At 35.2% G+C, this 18,610-nt stretch carries 19 protein-coding genes and 2 tRNA genes; 13 read left to right on the top strand and 8 right to left on the bottom strand.

Annotated elements, in window-relative coordinates; all coding sequences use genetic code 11:
• Positions 1-15 precede the first annotated feature (15 nt).
• The gene (locus BHE19_RS15030) at positions 16-1,098 is read left to right on the top strand and encodes a DUF6630 family protein (protein ID WP_070907811.1); all 1,083 of its coding nucleotides are present in this window, start codon (positions 16-18) and stop codon (positions 1,096-1,098) included.
• Between the two features lie 89 nt (positions 1,099-1,187).
• On the opposite strand, the gene BHE19_RS15025 is transcribed toward BHE19_RS15030, so the two are convergent.
• Both BHE19_RS15025 and BHE19_RS15020 read right to left on the bottom strand, forming a co-directional pair.
• A complete protein-coding gene (locus BHE19_RS15025) occupies positions 1,188-2,147 on the bottom strand; it encodes a quinone oxidoreductase family protein (protein WP_070907810.1) in 960 nt (319 codons plus the stop codon).
• A 144-nt stretch (positions 2,148-2,291) separates the two neighbouring features.
• Complete coding sequence (locus tag BHE19_RS15020; protein ID WP_070907809.1) at positions 2,292-2,669, bottom strand: cupin domain-containing protein; 378 nt, start codon at positions 2,667-2,669, stop codon at positions 2,292-2,294.
• A 598-nt stretch (positions 2,670-3,267) separates the two neighbouring features.
• On the opposite strand from BHE19_RS15020, the gene BHE19_RS15015 reads away from it, so the two are divergent.
• Positions 3,268-3,705, top strand: coding sequence for an META domain-containing protein (locus BHE19_RS15015; RefSeq protein ID WP_070907808.1), 438 nt, complete (start codon positions 3,268-3,270; stop codon positions 3,703-3,705).
• A gap of 57 nt (positions 3,706-3,762) precedes the next feature.
• On the opposite strand, the gene msrA is transcribed toward BHE19_RS15015, so the two are convergent.
• Entirely contained in the window at positions 3,763-4,389 is a 627-nt protein-coding gene (msrA, locus tag BHE19_RS15010; protein WP_083342559.1) for a peptide-methionine (S)-S-oxide reductase MsrA, read from the bottom strand.
• A gap of 8 nt (positions 4,390-4,397) precedes the next feature.
• Positions 4,398-4,952 (bottom strand): peptide-methionine (R)-S-oxide reductase MsrB, encoded by a 555-nt coding sequence (msrB, locus tag BHE19_RS15005; protein ID WP_070907807.1) that lies wholly within the window; start codon positions 4,950-4,952, stop codon positions 4,398-4,400.
• A 292-nt stretch (positions 4,953-5,244) separates the two neighbouring features.
• Here msrB and idi point away from each other — a divergent pair, with 292 nt between their 5' ends.
• The 7 genes from idi (at position 5,245) to BHE19_RS14970 (ending at position 8,182) form a co-directional block, all read left to right on the top strand.
• Positions 5,245-5,772, top strand: coding sequence for an isopentenyl-diphosphate Delta-isomerase (idi, locus tag BHE19_RS15000; RefSeq protein WP_070907806.1), 528 nt, complete (start codon positions 5,245-5,247; stop codon positions 5,770-5,772).
• Between the two features lie 22 nt (positions 5,773-5,794).
• Positions 5,795-6,208, top strand: a complete 414-nt coding sequence (locus BHE19_RS14995; RefSeq protein WP_017494907.1) for a 6-pyruvoyl trahydropterin synthase family protein — start codon at positions 5,795-5,797, stop codon at positions 6,206-6,208.
• Complete coding sequence (locus BHE19_RS14990; protein WP_017494906.1) at positions 6,209-6,667, top strand: peroxiredoxin; 459 nt, start codon at positions 6,209-6,211, stop codon at positions 6,665-6,667.
• Between the two features lie 143 nt (positions 6,668-6,810).
• Entirely contained in the window at positions 6,811-7,077 is a 267-nt protein-coding gene (locus BHE19_RS14985) for a hypothetical protein (RefSeq protein ID WP_017494905.1), read from the top strand.
• Between the two features lie 76 nt (positions 7,078-7,153).
• Positions 7,154-7,227: transfer RNA gene (locus tag BHE19_RS14980), tRNA-Thr, on the top strand.
• 104 nt (positions 7,228-7,331) lie between these two features.
• Positions 7,332-7,405: transfer RNA gene (locus BHE19_RS14975), tRNA-Thr, on the top strand.
• 318 nt (positions 7,406-7,723) lie between these two features.
• Entirely contained in the window at positions 7,724-8,182 is a 459-nt protein-coding gene (locus BHE19_RS14970; protein ID WP_070907805.1) for a hypothetical protein, read from the top strand.
• A 67-nt stretch (positions 8,183-8,249) separates the two neighbouring features.
• Here BHE19_RS14970 and BHE19_RS14965 read toward each other — a convergent pair whose 3' ends face one another.
• From BHE19_RS14965 to htpG, 3 genes are all read right to left on the bottom strand, one after another.
• Positions 8,250-8,966, bottom strand: coding sequence for a DUF4369 domain-containing protein (locus BHE19_RS14965; protein WP_070907804.1), 717 nt, complete (start codon positions 8,964-8,966; stop codon positions 8,250-8,252).
• Positions 8,967-9,097: 131 nt separating this feature from the next.
• A complete protein-coding gene (locus BHE19_RS14960; RefSeq protein WP_070907961.1) occupies positions 9,098-9,937 on the bottom strand; it encodes a hypothetical protein in 840 nt (279 codons plus the stop codon).
• 188 nt (positions 9,938-10,125) lie between these two features.
• Positions 10,126-12,009 (bottom strand): molecular chaperone HtpG, encoded by a 1,884-nt coding sequence (htpG, locus tag BHE19_RS14955; protein WP_017494901.1) that lies wholly within the window; start codon positions 12,007-12,009, stop codon positions 10,126-10,128.
• A gap of 204 nt (positions 12,010-12,213) precedes the next feature.
• Between htpG and BHE19_RS14950 the strand changes: the two genes are divergently transcribed.
• The 3 genes from BHE19_RS14950 (at position 12,214) to BHE19_RS14940 (ending at position 14,487) form a co-directional block, all read left to right on the top strand.
• Positions 12,214-12,717: a lipocalin family protein gene (locus tag BHE19_RS14950; RefSeq protein ID WP_026109809.1), complete on the top strand. Its 504-nt coding sequence runs from the start codon at positions 12,214-12,216 to the stop codon at positions 12,715-12,717.
• 18 nt (positions 12,718-12,735) lie between these two features.
• On the top strand, positions 12,736-13,431 hold the full coding sequence (locus BHE19_RS14945) for an OmpA family protein (RefSeq protein WP_017494899.1): 696 nt from the start codon (positions 12,736-12,738) through the stop codon (positions 13,429-13,431).
• 105 nt (positions 13,432-13,536) lie between these two features.
• Positions 13,537-14,487: an ABC transporter ATP-binding protein gene (locus BHE19_RS14940; protein ID WP_017494898.1), complete on the top strand. Its 951-nt coding sequence runs from the start codon at positions 13,537-13,539 to the stop codon at positions 14,485-14,487.
• Positions 14,488-14,586: 99 nt separating this feature from the next.
• Here the strand turns inward: BHE19_RS14940 and BHE19_RS14935 are convergent, their stop codons facing one another.
• Positions 14,587-16,998, bottom strand: coding sequence for an alpha/beta hydrolase family protein (locus BHE19_RS14935; protein ID WP_070907803.1), 2,412 nt, complete (start codon positions 16,996-16,998; stop codon positions 14,587-14,589).
• 264 nt (positions 16,999-17,262) lie between these two features.
• Between BHE19_RS14935 and BHE19_RS14930 the strand changes: the two genes are divergently transcribed.
• Positions 17,263-18,270 carry a 3-oxoacyl-ACP synthase III family protein gene (locus tag BHE19_RS14930; protein WP_017494896.1) on the top strand — a complete coding sequence of 336 codons (1,008 nt, stop codon included), beginning with the start codon at positions 17,263-17,265 and terminating at the stop codon, positions 18,268-18,270.
• Positions 18,271-18,610: the final 340 nt, after the last annotated feature.

Here is an 18,610-nt window from a genome sequence, read left to right as displayed (position 1 = left end):
ATTCTAGCATTTTTTATGAAAAACTTCTTTGCTAATTTCTTTGGAAGAAATAATAATCCGGAATCAATCGTTTCTTTTGATGTTCTGGATTCTATCAATACTTATCTGCAAAATGAGTCCAGTCGAGTGGATTTTAAGATGAAAGGAATTCACGACACAGTTTCTGCTACTTTGTATTCTTTTCCGGATTCATTTGATCATGAAGAAGGGAGGGCTGAAATAAAAAAGAGCGGATTTAAAAATTCGTATGAAGTTTTAAATGAATTATACAAAAAGGTGAATATTGCACCGCTTTCTGATGATGAAATGCTGGAGGAACCTGTTTGTAATTATCTTCATATTGAGTTTTATTCGGAGCCTTCATTAGAGATGAAAAAACATTTGAAGCACGTTTTGCAAAACTTTATTATCTTCTTTTGTTGTACAAATAGTATGGAGACGAATGATTTTAAGCTCCTGTATTCAAACAGTTATTTTTATGACTATACCAAAGGATTTTTGGAAGCCGAACCAATTGATATCGAAGCACCAAAGAATAAACTTCAGGAAATAGGTTTTAATGATTTCAAAACAGTACTTCAGGGAATTTGCGAGTACATGGGCATTGAGTTGACGCCAACAGTTATTCGTCCTTCTGCCGAAAGTTTAATGCCGGATGAGGTTTCAGTCGGGCATTTTAGAGAGTTTTTGCAATTGCTTTCCCGAGGAGATATTGAAGAGGATCTACTGGAAGATCAATCTCAAGTGCTTTTTGATAATTTTGGATTAGAGGAAGGGGATGAAGAATATGATTATGAATTCGACTTTTTTGAAGGAATAAATTCCTGGCACAGCGACTGGAAATTTGATCCCGAAGATGCTGAATATTTCATCTCAGAAATGATTGGTGAAACCTTTACTTTTGAATATCCTGAAGAAACATACAGTCATGATTTGTTTCCGTATATTCAAAAAGAATTGGCGAAGCAGGATTTAGAATTAATGAGTTACGATACGCAAGGTGATAGTTATTTGTTTTTTGTGGCCAATAAAAATGATGTAACCCGAATATTAGAATTGTCTGAAATAACCGAAATGGGAATTGACAGGTTGGTTTAAGCTGAATCACTTGGATTTTTACATAAAAAATATCGCCACGAATTCACGAGTTTTATTTTAAATAATTCGTGAATTCGTGGCAAAAAAAATCAAGGAATCAGAATAATTTTTCCAGTGCTTTTTCGGCTTTCCAGATAGTCATGAGCCAATTTTCCTTCTGATAATTTAAAAGAAGTTGGTTCTGAAAGTTTGATTTTTCCGTCAGAAATCCATTGGAACAATTGCGTTGCTCGTTTGATTCTCTCTTCTTTAGAATTCAGGTAGCTCCATAAATCCCCTCCGGTTAGGGTTTTAGAACCGTCCATTAACATTCTCGGATCTACAAATGCAGGATCACCGCCCGCCATTCCGAAGAAGACAACTTGTCCGCATTCTTTTGTGACTTCAAAACTCTCAGTTAAGGTGCTTCCAATACTATCGTAAACAACATCGACGCCTTTTGGAGTCATTTCGAAGACTTGTGATTTCCAGTCTTCGTTATAAAGAAAAACATGATCGGCACCTTGCTCAAAGGCTACTTTTGCTTTTTCTGAAGATGAGGTTAAGCCAATTACTTTTGCGCCTAAAAGCTTGCTGATTTGTGTTAGAATCTGTCCAACTCCACCAGCTACTGCGTGAATCAATACCGTTTCATCTTTTTCAGTTTTATGGCTGTCGGTTGCTAAATAATGAGCCGTTAAACCTTGGAGTAAAACAGCTGCTGCGGTTTCAAATGAAATCGTATCGGGTAAAGGTAAAACGTGGTTGATGCTTACCGCGACTAATTCGGCATTTGCAAAAGGAACATCGGCGAAAGCCACGCGATCGCCAACTTTATATTCAGGATGATTGTTAGGGTCTATTACAATTCCGGCACCTTCGTAACCGGCAATAAAAGGAGGAGTTCCTTTTAAATGGTAGTTTCCTTTTCGTCTGTAAACATCGGCAAAATTTAATCCGATGGCTCTCATTTCAACAAGAATTTCATCATCTTTTAAGGATGGATTGGGAGTTTCAATGTATTCCAAAACATCAGAATTTCCAAAAGAAGAAAAGGTAAGTGCTTTCATTTTTAGTTTTTTTTTAAGGATACAAAGTACGGAAAATATATTGGCTCCCTTTTAAAGATAATCTTAAAAATAAAAAAAGTAACAACTTGAATTCAGGTTGTTACTTTGAGTTAAATTAAAAAAGGTCGAGATACCTGTAATGGTCTATTTTTTAGTTTTTATTTCTGTTACAATCAAATTCACAGTTGTATCTCCTAAATTTTTTGCCATATGAGTAACTGCAGGTATGTACATGGCATCTCCAGCTTTAATATCCATAATGATGGGAGCTTTGCCTTTATCTGTTATTTCAATTTTTCCATCAGTCAATGCATAGATGGTGTGGTCAGGATGATGGTGCCATGGAATTGTTTCTCCTGGAGTAATCTCAACTTGCATTATTCTTACTCTCTCATTTTCAAGAAGTACTTTTTTATATGCGTTAGGTGCTGCTTTTAAAGGGTCTTGCGCATAGATATTCACACTTAATGTTAAAAGTAATAGTATGAATAGAGACACTAAATTCTTTTTAATTGTTTTCATTTCATTTCTTTTTTATTGGTTAAATTTTCCCAGAATCGTTTATTGCATATTTTTTTAGAACTTTATCGTGGTTTCGTTTGATGAAAAAGACAAAGTTCTCTTGCAATGCATTTTTTTAGTTAATGCGAAGAGGCAGATTTTTCCTAATTCAAAAAAATTAAGGTTAGGATATTTAGCTAGAAAATTGGATTTCATTTGCAGATGTGAGATCCTTAGATTTAGGTGATGTAGATCCCCGTGTCGCCTGTTTGAATCCGCCGTTTTTTTCGGCTTACCTTCACTGATTTGGGAAATTGAAGAGCGATAAATAGTGTCTGTTTTGGGACTACTAATTTACGAAAAAAAATCATTTTTTGATTGATGATTTTTGGTTTTTTGATTCATTCAAAGTACAAAAAAATGCTGCCTTTGTTTTGTTTTAAACATTTGAACGATAAAACTTTAAACAAATTGTAGTAACTTAGTTACAGAATGTAGAGACTTATGCTGAAAACAAAACTTCGATAAGCATGTAACTGGGCATGAATATTGAGAAAAGAATTTTATAGAATTATTTTAAACTTCAAAAAGCAATTATAAATTTTTAAAATCCATTTTTATGAAAAAATACACATTTGCAGTCCTTTCAGTTTTAACTTTGTTGTTTTCTTCATGTTCGGTATCAAAATCTGTTTCAAGCGGAGATGATTTGTTTGGTACAAGTTGGGAATTAGAATATATCTCGGGACCAAGAATTGCGTTTAATGGATTGTATCCAAACAAAAAACCTCAAATTACTTTTGATAAAAAAGAAACGAAGGTTTATGGAAATAACGGATGCAATGGTTACAGTGCGACATATACTCTAAACGGAAAATCTTTGACTTTTGGAGAGGCCGGACCGACTACAATGATGTATTGTGATGGAGGAGGAGAACAAGTATTTCTAAAACAAATAAAAGAAATTACAAGCTATAGCATTGATAAAGATGGAAAGCTAAATTTAATTCAGGGAGATATTCCAGTAATGAGATTTGAGAAAGTGGCTAAACAATAGTTTAAATGCAATATAGAAAAAGGGGAAATGAATTTTCATTTCCCCTTTTTTGTGCAATTATGCCTTTTGTTTATTTTTCAATTTATCCTTAAAAACCTTTTCAAATTTTTCTATTTTGGGCTGAATGACCATTTTGCAATACGGTTGGTTTTTGTTGTTGGCATAATAATTTTGGTGATAATCTTCGGCTTTATAAAAAACTTTAAAAGGGTCCACCTTTGTTACAATCGGATTATTGTAAACCTTAGCTTTATTGAGCTCAGTAATAATGCTTTGTGCAGCTTTTTTTTGTTCCTCATTTTTGTAAAAAATAACAGAACGATACTGAGTGCCAACATCAGCTCCTTGTCTGTTTAAAGTTGTTGGATCGTGAACGGTAAAGAAAACTTTGAAGATTTCATTAAGGTCTGTTATATTTTTATCATAAGTAATCTGGACTACTTCGGCGTGACCTGTTGTTCCTGTGCAAACCTCTTCATAGGTTGGATTAGCGACTTTTCCGCCTGAAAAACCGGAGACTACAGATTTTACCCCCGCCAGATTTTCATAAACGGCTTCAACGCACCAATAACAGCCTCCGCCAAGTGTAATTGTTTCCAGATTTGTGGAGCTTTTTGTTTTATTGCTTTGAGCAAATCCGTTTAAGGACAATGCAAATAGGCTAATTAAGAATAAGTTCTTCATTTTTAGTTTTATTTAGTATCGGGAATAAAGTCAAGTGCAATCGAATTCATGCAGTAGCGTTTTCCGGTTGGTGGAGGTCCGTCATCAAATAAATGACCTAAGTGCCCGCCGCAACGTCCGCATAGGGCTTCAATTCTTTCCATACCAAGAGAATTGTCATTTTTGTAAACAACACTTTTCTTGTTGTCTTGTTTGAAGAAACTGGGCCATCCGCAGCTGCTGGCAAATTTCGCTCCTGAGCGAAAAAGTTTATTGCCGCAGGAAGCACAATAATAAGTTCCTTTTTCGTCTGTTTTCCAGTATTTTCCGGTGAAAGGTCTTTCTGTATCCGCCTCACGCATTACGGCATATACATCTTCAGGGAGTACTTTTTTCCATTCGGCATTGCTGACGTTGAGTTTTGTTGTGTCGGTATTGGAATAATAAGGATTTCCGGGCTTGCTGATTTTGTTTTCCATGGCCGTCGTTGTTGTATTTTGTTTTTTTGTATTTTGCCCGCATGCTTGTAGAATAAAGAGCGGAATTAAAAAGCAAAGGCTGAGAAATTGAGTTTTTGTTTTCATTGTTAGGAGTGCTTTAATTCTGTATTTCAAAGATACGGCTAGATTTCGCCTGGAAATGTCGCGTAGTTTACAATTCAGATTTTTTTAAGTATGTTTTAACTTTTATTATTTACGTAAAACAAAGGAATTCAGTTTTAAGGCTTGTATTTAAAGAGTTTTGAAGATTAATTGGTTTGTATTTTATTGATAACTAGTTTCTTGTGTTATTGTAAGCTCGTTAAACTTTTCACAATCTCTTTCAGGATTTTCAAGCCATTTCTTTTTTCGTATTTTTGTTTGATCAATAAGCCCTATGACAGAAGAAAACGTAATACTAGTAAACCAACAGGATGAACAAATTGGCTTAATGCCAAAATTGGAAGCACATGAAAAAGCGATGTTGCATCGTGCTTTTTCGGTTTTTGTCTTAAATGATAAGAATGAAATAATGTTACAGCAACGTGCTCATCAAAAATATCACTCACCTTTACTCTGGACAAATACATGCTGTAGTCATCAGCGTGAAGGAGAGACAAATGTCCAGGCCGGAAGCAGGAGACTTTTTGAGGAAATGGGGTTTAAGACAGACTTAAAGGAACTCTTTCATTTTATTTATAAAGCTCCTTTTGATAATGGCTTGACCGAACACGAGCTCGATCACGTTATGATTGGGTATTTTAATGATGATCCCGCTATCAATACAGACGAAGTGGAGGATTGGAAATGGATGAAAATAGAAGATATAAAAGAAGATATTCAACAACAGTCCGAAATTTATACCGTATGGTTTAAAATAATATTTGATGAATTTTATCATTATTTAGAAGACCATAAACTTTAAACTAAACCAACCACCAACCAAAATGAAAGTAACCATATCAAGAAAAGCACATTTTAATGCTGCACATCGATTGTACAGGAAAGATTGGACATTTGAAAAAAACGATGCCGTTTTTGGAAAATGCAATAACCCCAATTTTCATGGTCATAATTATGGTTTAACAGTAAGTGTTACAGGAAAAATTGACCCCGAAACCGGTTTTGTTCTGGATGTGAAAGTATTAGCGGATATCATACGTGAAGAAGTAGAGATTCCGTTCGATCACAAAAACCTGAATCTGGATGTTCCGGAATTTCAGGATTTGAATCCAACAGCAGAGCATATTGCTGTTGTGATATGGAATAAAATTAAAAAGAGAATTCAACCCGATTTTGATTTAGAAATTGTTTTGAATGAAACCGACCGCAATTTTGTAACTTATAAAGGAGAAGAATAAATGTCATTAAAAATAGGAGATATAGTTCCGAATTTTACTGCTAAAGATAATCATGGAGAAGTTTTCGAAAGCCAAAGTGTTTTGGGACGAAAGCCGCTCGTGATTTATTTTTACCCAAAAGACAATACACCGGGATGTACGACAGAAGCTTGTAGTTTTAGAGATCAATACGAAGATTTCAAGGACTTGGGTGCCGAAGTTATTGGTATAAGCAGCGATACTGTAAAATCGCATCATAAATTTGCCAATAAACATCAATTGCCTTTTATATTATTGTCTGATCAGGATAAAAAATTGCGACATCTTTTTGGGGTGCGTAATACACTATTTGGTCTTTTGCCGGGAAGAGTTACTTATATTATCGATAAGAATGGAGTAGTTATTCTGATTTTTGATAGTATGAATGCAGAAAAACACATTCAGAAAGCAATGGAAACGATTAAAGAGCTGGTGTTGTAGAGTAGAAAAGGTATTAGTTTCGAACTGAGACAAATGCATTTCTTTTAAATGGAAATGCTTCAATTTTAGAAATTTACATTTCATAGCGCGTAATAAAAAGATTATATGTACTTTTGCAGTCGCAAATTTAAATTAAAATAAAAATGGCAAACGTTAAAAACTTAAAGAAAGATATCAATTTCGTATTAGGAGATATTATTGAGGCAATTTACTTATTTGAAATGTCAACAACAGGAAATCCTACCCCTGAAACGAATGCTTTGGTTGATCAGGCTATCGCTGCATTTGATACTTTGATCACAAAAGTAAACGCTAAGAATGTTGAAAACAAAAAAGCGCACTTCAAACAAATCAATGTTGAGTTGGAAGAAACTGCTAATCAATTGATTGCTAAAATCAACGAATTGTAAGCAAAAAAAGTATAAAAAAAGTGCAAATTTATTTTGGGAAAACGAAAAACCGCTCTATATTTGCACCCGTATTGAGGCCGATGTAGCTCAGCTGGCTAGAGCAGCTGATTTGTAATCAGCAGGTCGTGGGTTCGAGTCCCTCTATCGGCTCAACATAAAACCACCTACTTTGTGGGTGGTTTTTTTACCAAAAAAAGTGGTAAAATTATTTTGGAAAATATAAAAAACTATTGTAGTTTTGCACGCGTTAAAAGGCCGATGTAGCTCAGCTGGCTAGAGCAGCTGATTTGTAATCAGCAGGTCGTGGGTTCGAGTCCCTCTATCGGCTCAAAAACCATTCACATTTTGTGAGTGGTTTTTTTTTGCTCCAAAGCGAAATCTGTCTAGATTGGTGTTTTCGTGAAACGAATCTGCATATGGTTTTTTAACCGCAAAGAGCGCAAGGTTTTACACAAAGTACGCGGGTGTATTAATGGAGGTATCTGTAGAAAATCTGCGCGATCTGCGAAATCTGCGTGAAACAAACTTGGGGCCAAATGAAATGTAATTGAAGTTGTCTTTTTTTTGTATCTGACTTATTTTTCATGGATGTATTTGTAATGCTATTTTTCTTATGTTTGTTGCTTAACCAAAAAACATATTAATAATGGAAGAAACATCAGTTTTTGAAAAATTTGAATTGCAGCTTGACCAAACTGCTAAAGACTTTTTAAAGGAAACCGCCAAATGGGCTTATTTCCTGTCTATTTTAGGATTCGTAGGAATTGGATTGATGGTTTTAATTGCCGTTTTTGCAGGAACTATCTTTTCGGCTATGGGAAATAGCATGGCGGGAATGGGGGGTCTTGGAGGCTCTTTTGGAGCGTTAATGGGGTTCTTTTATGTTTTTATTGCGGCGGTCTATTTCTTTCCGGTTTATTATCTGTACAAGTTTGCTGTAAATACAAAGAGAGCTTTTAGAGAGAACGATTCAGAGTTGTTGACCAGTTCTCTGGGCTATCTGAAATCACACTATAAATTCATAGGCATTTTCATGCTGGCTATTCTTGCTTTATACGGACTTATATTTGTATTTGGAATTTTGGGTGCTCTGCTTGGAAGATAAGAAGTAAAAAGATGAAATTTGATATAAAAAAAATGTCCTGATTATTCAGGACATTTTTTGTTGGATTTTATTTTTGCTGCTCTTTCTTGATATCGGCAACGTATTTTGTTAGTTTCTTACCGTATAATGAATTGGCTACTTTTGGCGTCATTGATTTCTGAATCGTATCCAAAAATTTAATATTGATGTCGTAAATCTCAGCTAAAGCAATATAAGGAGCGATTTCATGATCTTTGTTGTTTAGAGCAAAGTTAGTAGCGTATAAATACTTTCTTTTGATGTTAGATTCCTGTTTGACGTTAATACTGTCAATAGCTTTCTGATCTTTTCTTTTTACAGCCTTAAATCTCGATTCTACCATAGCAAGGCTTTCTTCATTGAAACGAGAATTTATCTTTTTGTATTCATCGTATAATTCCTGATTTTTAGATCCTGTAATTTTTGCACCATAAATAAAGTTATCCAGGTTCGTGTCGATGTTGATGTTTCCGGGTTCTGCGAAAAACATAACATTGTTGTCCAGTGAGTTGGTTACTCCACGATCCAGGAATAAATATAACATTTCAGGAGATTCCAGTTTTATATTTGTTTCAAATGCAGAATTTCCGTCTATTTTAATGCTGTCAATAGCAACAAGTGATGTGTCAACGATTTTCTGAATATATAAAGTTCCGTTTTTTAATCCTTTTATATTTCCTGTAAGGTGCAAACCGTCAGTTGATTCTTTTTTGCTGCATGATGCCAATAGGGCAAGAGTAACAAAAGCAATAATTGATTTTTTCATTGGTTTTTTAGATTTTGCTGCAAAATAAAGAAAATAGTTTGAATGTACGTAGTGGCATTTAAATTTTGCGAAAAAATAAATCCCAATCTATTTCTAAATTGGGATTTGATATTTTTGGGAATTAAAGAGTATTACATGGAGAGATTAAATGTAGTTCCGTTTTGGTTTGTGAACGTAAATTTTTTGTCGCAATCATTGTTGCCATAATCAACTACTCCGTTTAGTAAATTACTCTGAACTTTCAGTTTTCCTTTGGAAATAAAATCACATGAATATTTTTTAATCAATGATTCCTGAACGGTTAAGGTCAATACAGCTCCGTTTGAACTGGTAATGGTGTGGTTTCCTTCAGTCATTTCATATGTATTGTCTTCCAGAACATAAGGAGTGTCGACACCTGCAGTTTGTTTTACAGTCCAGCTTCCGGAGTTAAGATAAACTCTGCCTTCTAAATCAGTGAACTTTCCGTTGGTCACTTTTCGGCTCCATTGTGGCACAGTTGCTACAGTTGCTACAGTTGTTGTGTTGGTGTATTCTATTGTTCCTTCCAATTTTATGCCATTAAAAGAATAGTCGATTCTTTCGATGGTTATTTTGCTTCCGGTAGTAATTATTGGTCCGGAAAGTGTGATTTTTAATTTTCCTTTTCTGTTGATCAGATTGTCGGTACATCCGGTTCCGTAATCAACTGTGAAAACTTTAGGATAAGAGGTTGGGCTTTGTTGTGTAATTGTAATTGCACCACAGATTCCCGGTGTTGTCTCGTTTGATTTTGCTGAGGAGGTGTTTTTTGTTGTAACAATTAACCCGGTTTTGATGTCCATATCATTTATGGCATCGATGGTAAGTGAAGCTCCAACTGACGTGACATCAGATTCAGATTGGTTTTTTGTGTCGTCATTGCTCGAACAGGAAACTTGTGTTAGTGTTGTTGCGCAAATGGTTAGAAGTAAAAATGCTGTCTTTTTCATAGTAGTTTTTGTTTTTTTGATTAGATTAAAAGGCAATCAAATGTAACGAAAAAAATGAAATGCAGTAAAAAAATCAATTGGATTCAAAGAAGCTTGATTGAGGGCTGTTTTTTCTAAAAGTAAAAAGCCCTGCAAGTTTATTTGCAGGGCCTAAATTCTAATTTTGAAAACTTGTATTGCTAAAAGTTTTATTTAATCATTTCAAAACTTCTTTTTACGAAAGCGGTTAAAGCTTCTCCTTTTAATAAGTTTTGTGACAATTTAGCTAAGTCTAAAGCTTGTTTTACCAAGTGTTCCTGATGTGTCTTGTCTTCTGTGTTCAGGATGCTTGACGCTAAGTCTGAATTGGTGTTTACAATCAAATTGTACATTTCCGGCATATTACCCATTCCGAACATTCCGCCACCACCTGACTGACTCATTTCTTTCATTCTTCGCATGAATTCAGGTTGCGTGATGATAAACGGAGCCGCCTGACTGTCCATTGCTTCCAATTGTACAGAATATGCTTTAGGGATGTAAGTTTCTAAAGAAGTTTTTAATGTTTCTTTTTCTTCATCCGATAATTTCGAAATAGTATTTTCTTCTTTCTTGATTAAATTATCAATGTGATCAGAGTCTACACGCACAAAAGTTAAACCGCTATTGTCGCCTTCAATTTTTTGAATTAAATGTGAGATAATAGGTGAGTCCAAAAGTAATACTTCATATCCTTTTTCTTTTGCTGTTTCAATATAAGAATGCTGTGCATCTTTGTTTCCGGCATAAAGAACGATTAGTTTTCCGTCTTTGTCGGTTTGATTTTCTTTTAATTTTTCTTTTAATTCTTCCAGAGTAAAGTAGGTATCGTCAACTGTTGGGTACAACACAAACGCACCGGCTTTTTCGTAGAATTTATCTTCAGAAAGCATTCCGTATTCTAAGACGATTTTAATATCGTTCCATTTTTGTTCAAAATCAGCACGATTTTCATTGAACAAAGCTTTTAGTTTATCGGCTACTTTACGAGTGATATAGTTTGAGATCTTTTTAACCGCACCATCAGCTTGTAATCCTGAACGGGAAACGTTCAATGGAATATCCGGTGAATCAATAACACCTTTTAACATCGTTAAAAATTCAGGTACAATTCCTTCTACGTTATCTGTAACGTAAACCTGGTTTTGGTACAATTGAATTTTGTCTTTTTGAATCTGCATGTCCGAACCTAATTTGGGGAAATACAAGATTCCGGTTAAGTTAAAAGGATAGTCTACATTTAAGTGAATGTTGAACAACGGCTCCTCAAACTGCATTGGGTATAATTCTCTGTAGAAGTTTTTGTAGTCTTCGTCAGATAATTCAGTTGGTTGTTTCGTCCATGCCGGATTTGGATTGTTGATGATGTTGTCGATTTCAACTGTTTCATTTACATAATCTTCAGGAGCATCTTCCGGTTTTGGAAGTGTTTCTGTTCTGGTTCCAAATTTAATTGGCACAGGCATAAACTTGTTGTACTTATTCAATAATCCACTGATTTTTGAATCTTCTAAAAATTCAAGAGAATCTTCAGCAATGTGCAGGATGATTTCAGTACCACGTGAAGTTTTATCAGCTGGTTCTAAAGTAAATTCAGGGCTTCCGTCACATGTCCAGTGTGCTGCAGGTTCATCTTTGTATGATTTTGTAATGATTTCTACTTTTTCTGCAACCATAAAGGCAGAATAAAAACCAAGACCAAAGTGACCAATAATTCCTGAATCTTTAGCAGAATCTTTGTATTTGTCAAGGAATTCTTCAGCCCCTGAAAAAGCAACCTGATTGATGTATTTTTCCACTTCGTCAGCAGTCATTCCAAGACCCTGATCGATAATATGGATTTTTTTTCCTTCTTTGTCTACTTTGATTTCGATAACCGGATTTCCGTATTCTACTTTAGCTTCGCCAATACTAATAAGATGTTTTAGTTTTAAAGTAGCGTCAGTTCCGTTGGAAACAAGCTCACGTAAGAAAATTTCGTGATCGCTGTATAAGAATTTTTTGATTAAGGGAAAGATGTTTTCTACTGAAACATTAATTTTACCTGTTGTCATATTTTTTTATTTTTTAGTTTAATGTGATGATTTTCATTTCTTCAAATAGAATACCAATTGTTTTTTGGGTGACAAAATGGCGTAAGTGTTAATTTTGAAAGAAAATAATTAGATTCTGAAACCCGAGATATCCCTTTGAATTGTATCTTTGTGGTATAATAATTGTTAAACGTGTCAGTATTAACTCTAAAAAAAATGTACAAAATGAAGAAAATTATTTTCATTTGCATGATGGCCGCGATGTTTTTTGCGTGTAAATCAGCTTCGTCTACAACAGCTTCAAATGGAGCACCCACACTATCGACTAAACTTGACAGACCTACTCAGGTAGCTATTAAAGGAAATTGGGTTTTAACCAATGTTTCTTATCCCGGTTCTGAATATATCAAGGTAAATTCTTTTGATCTTGCAGATTCTAAATGCTTCATCGGAAGTACGTGGAATTTCATTTCAAACAACAACAAAGGGTCAATGGCTTTGACAGCAGCAAGCTGCACCGGATTTAATTCACCAATTGTTTGGAGTGTTAATAATCAGGGAATGTTTGTTCTTAAAATTTTGGATGCTGGAATAAAAGCTAAAAAGGTAAGAGATGGATACCTATTAAAAGTTGCAGGTTTGACTGATAATTCATTTCAGTTGATCGATAACATTAACGTAGGTGGACAAACAAAAGATGTAGTGTACCAATTTCAAAGAGCCAATTAAAAATAAAAATATAGAAAGATGAGAAAGATAACCGTTTTAAGTTTGAGTTGTTTGCTAGTATTAGCAAGTTTTTTTACAAGCTGTGATTCAGTAAAAAATGCAAATAACACACAAAAAGGTGCCGGAATTGGAGTAGTTGCGGGTGGTATCATAGGTGCTGTTTTAGGAAATAACCTTGGAAAAGGCGGAAATGCTGCTTTGGGAGCTGCAATTGGAGCTGCTGTAGGTGGAGGAACCGGTGCTCTTATTGGAAACAAAATGGACAAACAAGCCCGTGAAATTGATCAGGCTTTACCAGGTGCAAACGTAGAAAGAGTAGGAGAAGGAATTCACTTAACTTTAAATGAAAATGCAGTGCGTTTTGATACTAATAAATCTACTTTGACACCTCAGGCTAAAGCAAATTTAGATAAACTGGTACCAGTATTTAACGAGTATGGAGATACTGATATTCAAATTTTTGGATATACTGATAATACAGGAAGACCGGAATACAATTTGACACTTTCAGGACAAAGAGCTGCTTCGGTACAGGCTTATTTAGTTTCAAAAGGATTAAAATCAAGTCGTTTCAAAACTTCAGGTTTAGGTATTGTTGATCCAATTGCGACAAACGACACACCGGAAGGAAGAGCACAAAACCGTCGTGTAGAGTTTTCTATCACTGCAAACGACAAAATGGTAAATGATGCTAAAGCTCAGGCTGGAAAATAGTTTCAAACTACAATAAAATTTCTTAAAAGCTGTTTCATAATTGAAGCAGCTTTTTTTTGACTTTAGAAATTAAACATTGTAAATTTGGACTTTCAAATATAACCCATGCTCGACATTCAAAATATCTCTTTTTCGTACACCGAAAACCCTGTTATAAAAAACGTTTCTTTTACCATAAATAAAGGTGAGAATATTGCCATTATTGGCGAAAGCGGCTGCGGGAAAAGTACACTTTTAAAACTTATGTACGGCTTGTACAACCTGGATGAAGGCAAGATTTTTTATAATGAGAAACCTATTTTAGGACCAAAGTACAATTTGATTCCCGGAATGCCATTTATGAAATATCTGGCTCAGGATTTTGATTTGTCTCCTTATGAAACAGTTGCGGAGAATGTTGGGAAGTTTCTTTCGAATGGTTTTGCAAATATGAAAAAACTGCGTGTCCAGGAATTATTGGAGATGGTTGAAATGGAGCAGTTTTCGAACGTGAAAGCTAAATTTTTGAGTGGTGGTCAGCAGCAGAGAGTGGCGCTGGTGAGAGTTTTAGCTTTAGAGCCTGAGGTGATTTTACTGGATGAACCCTTCAGTCAAATTGATGCTTTTAGAAAAAATGCATTACGCCGAAACTTATTTCGCTATTTGAAACAAAAAGGGATTACCTGTATTATTGCTACACACGATAGTACAGATGCTTTGTCATTTGCAGATGAAGCCATTGTGATGCGTAACGGAGAAGTTATTATTAAAGACAATCCAACAAAAATTTATGAAGATCCGGAAACGAAATATGTAGCCTCACTTTTTGGAGAGGTCAACGAAGTTCCTACACATTTATTGGTTCCGTATGAAGATCAAATGCATAAAACTTTGGTGTATCCGCATCAATTTAAAATGGTTACCGAGTCTAATTTGCCGGTAAAAATCAGAAGAACTTATTTTAGAGGGAATCACTATCTTATCGAAACGGTTTATAAAAGACAATTAATCTTTTTTGAAAGTGAAATTGACCTTCCGCTTGAACAGGAAATATTTTTAGGTTTGAACTATCTATAAAATAAAAGCCATAAACTTAATCGATTAAGTTTATGGCTTTTTTTTATTATTAAACCGGACAGGTTTTAAAAAAACTGTCCGGTTTGTTTTTATAGTGAGTTAGTTTTTCAGATATTTTTCTAAAAACTGATCTTGTTCCCAAAGCAAGTGTAAAATGTTTTCTTTGGCAACATAGCTATGCGCTTCTTTAGGAAGTATAACCATTCTTGCAGTCGCTCCTAAACCTTTTAAAGCCTGATAATAACGTTCAGTCTGTAAAGTAAAAGTTCCCGGATTATTGTCGGCCTCACCATGAACTAACAAAAGAGGTGTTTTCATTTTGTCGGCATTCATAAAAGGAGACATTTTAGTATACACTTCCGGAACCTCCCAATAATTACGTTGTTCTGTCTGGAATCCAAAAGGAGTCAGCGTTCTGTTGTAAGCACCGCTTCGGGCGATTCCACAAGCAAAAAGGTTGGAGTGAGTCAGTAAGTTGGCAGTCATAAATGCACCATACGAGTGACCTCCAATCGCTACTTTTTTACGGTTAATATATCCCAAAGCATCAACAGCATCAATTGCAGCTTCTGCATTGGCTACCAATTGTGGCATAAAATTATCATTAGGCTCAGTCGTTCCTTCACCAATGATAGGGAAGGCGGCATCATCAAGAACAACATATCCTTTAGTTACCCAATACACAAACGATCCGTAATAAGGAGTTGTGAATTCATTTGAATTTTGAGTCGATTGTCCGGCACTGTTTCTGTCTTTGTATTCAGCTGGATAAGCCCAGATTAATAAAGGTAACTTTTCTTTTTTTGCTTTGTCGTAACCGGCTGGTAAATATAAAGTTCCTGAAAGTTCAAGACCATCTTTACGCTTGTATTTGATCACTTCCTTACTCACATTTTTAATGCTTTCAAACGGATTTTTGAAAGAAGTAATTGGTGTTAAGCTGTTTTGTTTTTTGATATTTCTAAAGTAATAATTCGGATATTCACTCTTAGACTGAATTTGTACCAAAACTTTCCCCGATTTAAAATCTTCAATTTCAAGTAAATCTTCTTTTTTGTCTTTGTATGGAGAAGTGTAAATACGTTTAGATTGTAATGTTTTTAGATTGAATTCATCAATAAAAGGAAATTGTCCTTCTTTCGTATATCCATCTCCGATACGATAAGCGTTGTCTTTTTCAATCGCCAGAACATACTTGTTGTATTCGTTCTTTCTGGTTTCGAAAACTCCCGGATCCGAGTAAACATCCTGTTGATTTCTGTCTGTAATTACTTTTGGCTGTTGAGCCGGGTTTGCAGGATTGATCAGGTAGGTTTTGGTATTACGAGTGTCGTACCATTGGTCCGTTAGAAAAGCCACATTGTCATTACCCCAGGTAATATCGGCGTAACGCTGCGGTACTTTTACTAAAGAAGTCGCGTCACTTGTAAAAGGAGCGTTCCAAAGAAAAACTTCATCTCTAAAATCAACCTTATTGGCAGGATCACCTTCATCTAAAGCTACAACATAGGATAAGGTTGCAGGTTTATCATTTCTCCATGCCATTTCTCTTTTTCCTTTTCGAACAGCCATAAAACCTTTTGGCATTATTTCGCTTAACGGAACTTCATTAACTATTTTGATCTCTTTTCCTCTCGCATCATAAACAATAGTTCTGGATGGGAATCGGTACAAAGGAACTACGTAAGAAAATGGTTTTTGAATCGTGGTCAGCATGATAAAATTACCGTCTGGCGAAATTCTTTCTCCGTAATACATTGCAGCTTCTTTAAACAATGTAGCATTTCCGTTAAGATTAACTTTGTACAGTTCTGAAGTGGTGATGTTTTCAAAATTAATTTCGTCACTTTGATTTTTCAACATATCAGGAAACGTTCTGTTTTGAGATTTTGTTCCTGCTGTATTAGAGATAATTGGACCAGTTGGTAAATCATTTTTAGGATCCAATAATGGTTTTCTGTTTTTTGGAAGCATTTTTACCAAAATAGTCTCATTGTCTAAGAACCAGCTAAACGGATTTCCTAAATTGGCATTAACAGTTGCCTCGGTAAGTTTTGTTGCTTTTGCAGTTTCAACATCCAGAAACCAAAGTTCGACACCAGAACTTGTGGTGTGAGAGAATAATATTTTTTTATCATTTGGAGACCAAAGGATGTTGCTTATTTTTGGATTTTGAGGTAATCCTGAAACCTGAACTTCTTCTTTACTGCTAATTTTTCTTAGCTTTAAATTCGTTGTATAAGTTACAGAGCTGGAAATATTTGTTACCGGATTAATTCTTAAACCTCCTAAGCGAAGTTCATCCTGGTTTAAATCATCGAGTGTTTTATATGTACTCCTGTACATTAATAGCATATTCTCCTTTTTTGTATCCATTGATACTGTAGGGGCTTTTTCGTAATCGGCTAAATCTAAGATAGATTTTGATGGTTTTTGGTAAGTGAGATTTTCTTGTGCAAAGGCAAAAAAGCCAATGTTAAGAAATAACAGTAATGTAACCTTTAATTTCATAATTTGAATTTTAGGAGTTTAGAGTTTGGTATTCCTATATGTTTGACTAAAATACTTCAAACTTGTTACATTTTAGGTGTTATTTTTGATACTTTTCACATTTTTCAGGCAAAAAATGTTTTTTCAGAATATAAACTGTCAGAATCCTATTTATAATTAAAGTATATTGAATTGCCAATTACGAAAAAAACACTAATTTGGACGTTAATGTTTTAAAGTATACTTAAATTTGCATTACAATTTTTTAACAAATAATAAAACAATATGTATCATTCAAAAATAGCGGGCTTAGGATATTATGTCCCTTCAAATGTTGTGACCAACGATGATTTGTCTAAGATAATTGATACCAATGACGAATGGATTCAGGAGAGAACTGGAATTCAGGAGCGTAGACATATTATTCGTGGGGAAGATACCACAACTACAATGGGTGTAAAAGCAGCTAAAATTGCTATAGAACGTTCTGGCGTCGCCAAAGAAGATATTGATTTTGTAGTTTTTGCTACCTTAAGTCCGGATTATTATTTTCCAGGACCTGGAGTTTTGGTACAGCGTGATTTAGGATTACGTACTGTAGGAGCACTGGATGTTAGAAATCAATGTTCTGGTTTTGTTTATGCATTGTCGGTTGCCGATCAGTACATTAAAACCGGAATGTATAAAAATATCCTGGTAATTGGTTCAGAAGTACATTCAACAGGACTGGATATGACTACTCGTGGCCGTGGAGTTTCGGTAATTTTTGGAGATGGAGCAGGAGCGGCAGTTGTAAGCCGTGAAGAAGATTTGACAAAAGGAATCTTATCAACACATTTGCATTCGGAAGGACAGCATGCCGAAGAACTGGCTCTGCAGGCACCTGGAATGGGAGCGCGCTGGGTAACCGATATTATAGCTGATAATGATCCTAACGATGAGAGTTATTATCCTTATATGAATGGACAGTTTGTGTTTAAAAATGCAGTGGTTCGTTTTGCTGAAGTAATCAATGAAGGATTAGAAGCAAATGGTTTACAGGTTTCAGATATTGATATGTTAATTCCTCACCAGGCGAATTTAAGAATTTCACAATTCATTCAAAATAAATTCAAATTGAGTGACGATCAGGTACACAATAATATTCAGAAGTACGGAAATACTACTGCAGCCTCTATTCCGATTGCTTTGACTGAAGCTTGGGAACAAGGAAAAATCAAATCAGGAGATACAGTTGTTTTGGCTGCTTTTGGTAGTGGTTTTACTTGGGCAAGTGCGATCATTAAGTGGTAAATTAATTCATCTTGCATTATATTTCATAGCCTGCTCCTTTTTAGAGCAGGTTTTTTTATGTCCGGCTGAGCGAAGTCGAAGCCTTTACGGTTTGTGAGCCTTTGACTTCGCTCAGGATGACACTCGGATTCTATTTATAGTCTTTTTTTCTCATGCCATTACTGTCCGGCTGAGCGGAGTCGAAGCCTTTGCGGTTTATAAGCCTTCGACTTCGCTCAGGGTGACACTCGGATCTATTTATAGCCTTTTACCTTCTACAACTACTGTCCGGCTGAGCGGAGTCGAAGCCTTTACGGTTTGTGAGCCTTTGACTTCGCTCAGGGTGACACTCGGATTCTAT

Source organism: Flavobacterium tructae, assembly GCF_001853485.1.
GTDB lineage: Bacteria > Bacteroidota > Bacteroidia > Flavobacteriales > Flavobacteriaceae > Flavobacterium > Flavobacterium tructae.
The sequence above is the reverse complement of the archived record's forward strand: the minus strand, read 5'-3'. Positions and strand labels throughout refer to the sequence as shown.